Genomic DNA, 2,969 nt, shown 5'->3' with positions numbered 1-2,969 from the left:
TCTACAACATTTTCTACCGTGAATCCAAATTGTTTAAATAATGTTTCTGCATTTCCTGATGCTCCAAAGGTATCTAATGAAATAATTTCTCCATCAAGACCTACATATTTATGCCATCCAAAGCTTGTTAATGCTTCAACTGCAACTCTTGCTCTAACTGTTTTTGGCATTACTGCTTCTTTGTACGCTTCATCTTGAGCATCAAATAATTCAAATGATGGCATGCTTATAACTCTTGCATCTATTCCTTTAGCATCTAATTCAGCTGCTGCATTAAATATTAATTCAACTTCGGAACCTGATGCCATAAGAAGTACATCTGGAGTTTCCTTCTTAGAATCTTTAAGTATATATCCACCCTTTAATGCTCTCTTAGCACATCCATCGTATAGTGGTAACTTTTGTCTTGTTAATACTAATGATGTTGGTGTTTTTCCATTAGTTATAGCATAATACCAAGCTGCTGCTGTTTCTTTGGAATCTGCTGGTCTAAACACTGCCATGTTTGGCATACTTCTAAGTGCTGCTAATTGTTCTATTGGTTGGTGAGTTGGACCATCTTCCCCTACTCCAATACTATCATGAGTTAAAACATAAGCTATTGGAAGATTCATTAATGAAGACAATCTCATAGCACCTTTCATGTAATCACTAAATACGAAGAAGGTTGAACAGAATACTTTAAGCCCACCATGAGCATACATACCATTAACTATTGCTGCCATAGCATGTTCTCTAACTCCAAAGTGAAGATTTTGTCCACTTCTTTCTTCTGCTGAAAAGTCACCTTTACCAGCCATATAAGTTTTGTTTGAAGGAGCTAAATCTGCTGAACCTCCAATTAAGTTAGGGATAATTTTAGCTAATCTATTTATCATTATTCCTGAAGATTCTCTTGTAGCCATTTCTTTATCGAAGCTCCAGAATTCTTCATTATTTAATAACGCTTCTTTATCAACTTCGCCACTCATCCATGCAGCATATTCTTTTGCAAGTTCAGGGTACTCTGAAGAATATTTACTAAATAATTTATTCCAAGCCGCTTCTTTTGAAACACCTTTTTCTATATGTTCATTCATATTTGTATATACTTCATCTGGTACATAGAAAGCTGGTTCTGTCTTCCATCCTAAGTTTTCCTTCATAGCAAGTACATTATCTGCTCCTAATGGTTCACCGTGAGCTGATGCTTTTCCTTGTTTTGCAGGACATCCAAAGCCAATTTGATTTTTAACTATTATAATTGATGGTTTTGAAGTTTCTGCTTTAGCTGTTTCTATTGCACTTTCAATTGCATCTATATCATTTCCATCAGTAATTTTTAATACCTGCCAGCCATAAGCTTCATATCTCTTAGCCACATCTTCTCTAAATGCTATATCTGTATTTCCTTCAATTGAGATATTGTTTGAATCATATAATACAACTAATTTTCCAAGTCCTAAAGTTCCAGCAAGTGATGAAGCTTCTCCTGAAATTCCTTCCATAAGACAGCCATCTCCAACTACAGCATATGTATAGTGATCTACTACACTATAGTTTTCCTTGTTAAACTTGTCTGCAAGGTGTGCTTCTGCCATAGCAAAACCTACTGCATTACAAATACCTTGTCCAAGTGGTCCCGTTGTAATTTCGACACCTTTTGTATGACCGTATTCTGGATGACCTGGTGTTAAACTTCCTACTTGTCTGAAATTTTTAATATCGTTAGCTGTTACTCCATACCCAAATAAGTGCAATAATGAATATTCAAGCATTGAACCATGTCCTGCTGATAATACAAATCTGTCTCTGTTTTCCCAGTTTGGATTCTTTCCATTATGGTTCATCTTTGACCATAATGTAAACGCCATTGTAGCTGCTCCAAGTGGTAACCCTGGATGTCCTGATTTTGATTTTTCAATAGCATCTGCCGAAAGTACCCTTATTGCATTAATAGATAGTTTATCTAATTCTCTACTCATTTTTTTCCTCACTTTACATTACAAATTTTATATACTATAGCTTAAGGTGCATTATAAGTGATAATCAAAATTTATGATTTTGCTCTTCGAACTTACTCAGCGAAAGAATATAAGCCTAGTTTCCTTTTATATAAATGTCATTTTATATAACGCTACAACCCACATTTTTGCTATAATCTCTTATATTTATAACTTTATAAATTCTTATCTTTATAGCTTGTTTTATTGTGGTCTTCTTCTATTTATAAATTCATTTATTTTTCTATTGTAACACTTTACAATATATTTCTCATTAACACTTAATTGCTACTTTCCAAAAACTGCTGCCCAGTCTGCTTTGAATTTTTCTAGTCCTTGATCTGTTAATGGATGTTGTACCATTTGCATTACTAAACTATAAGGGATAGTTGAAATATCTGCTCCAGCTTTTGCTGCTTCAATAACATGAATTGGATTTCTTACACTAGCTGCTATTATTTCTGTTTCTATTCCATGAATTGCAAAAATTTCTGCTATATCTCTAACTAAATCCATACCTATCATTGATATATCATCTATTCTTCCTAAAAATGGACTTACATATGTTGCTCCTGCATTAGCTGCAAGTAATGCTTGTGTTGCTGAAAATATTAAAGTTACATTTGTTTTTATTCCTTCTTTTGATAAAACCTTAGTTGCTTTAAGTCCTTCTGCTGTCATTGGAATCTTTACAATCATATTCTTATGGATTGCCGCGATGATTCTTCCCTCTTTTATCATCCCTTCAGCATCTTCACTTACAACTTCTCCACTTATTGGTCCATCTACTATACCTGTTATTTCTTTAATAACTTCGTTAAAATCTCTTCCTTCTTTCGCTACTAGTGATGGATTTGTAGTTACACCACATATTACTCCCATTTCATTTGCTTCTTTAATATGTTCTACATTTGCTGTGTCTAAAAAAAATCTCATTTCCTTAACATCTCCCTTAATTCAATTTACAGTTAACAGTGATAGTTGAAA

The 2,969-nt window shown here is 33.7% G+C and carries 2 protein-coding genes; both read right to left on the bottom strand.

The window, feature by feature from the left end:
- A partial coding sequence (gene tkt, locus CLPUN_RS05625; RefSeq protein WP_077846351.1) for a transketolase occupies positions 1 to 1,964 on the bottom strand: 1,964 nt, incomplete at its 3' end.
- A 306-nt stretch (positions 1,965 to 2,270) separates the two neighbouring features.
- A complete protein-coding gene (gene fsa, locus CLPUN_RS05620; protein ID WP_077846350.1) occupies positions 2,271 to 2,918 on the bottom strand; it encodes a fructose-6-phosphate aldolase in 648 nt (215 codons plus the stop codon).
- Positions 2,919 to 2,969 lie beyond the last annotated feature (51 nt).

It is taken from the genome of Clostridium puniceum, assembly GCF_002006345.1.
Classification (GTDB): Bacteria; Bacillota; Clostridia; order Clostridiales; family Clostridiaceae; genus Clostridium; species Clostridium puniceum.
This window is presented reverse-complemented; position numbering and strand designations above follow the sequence as displayed.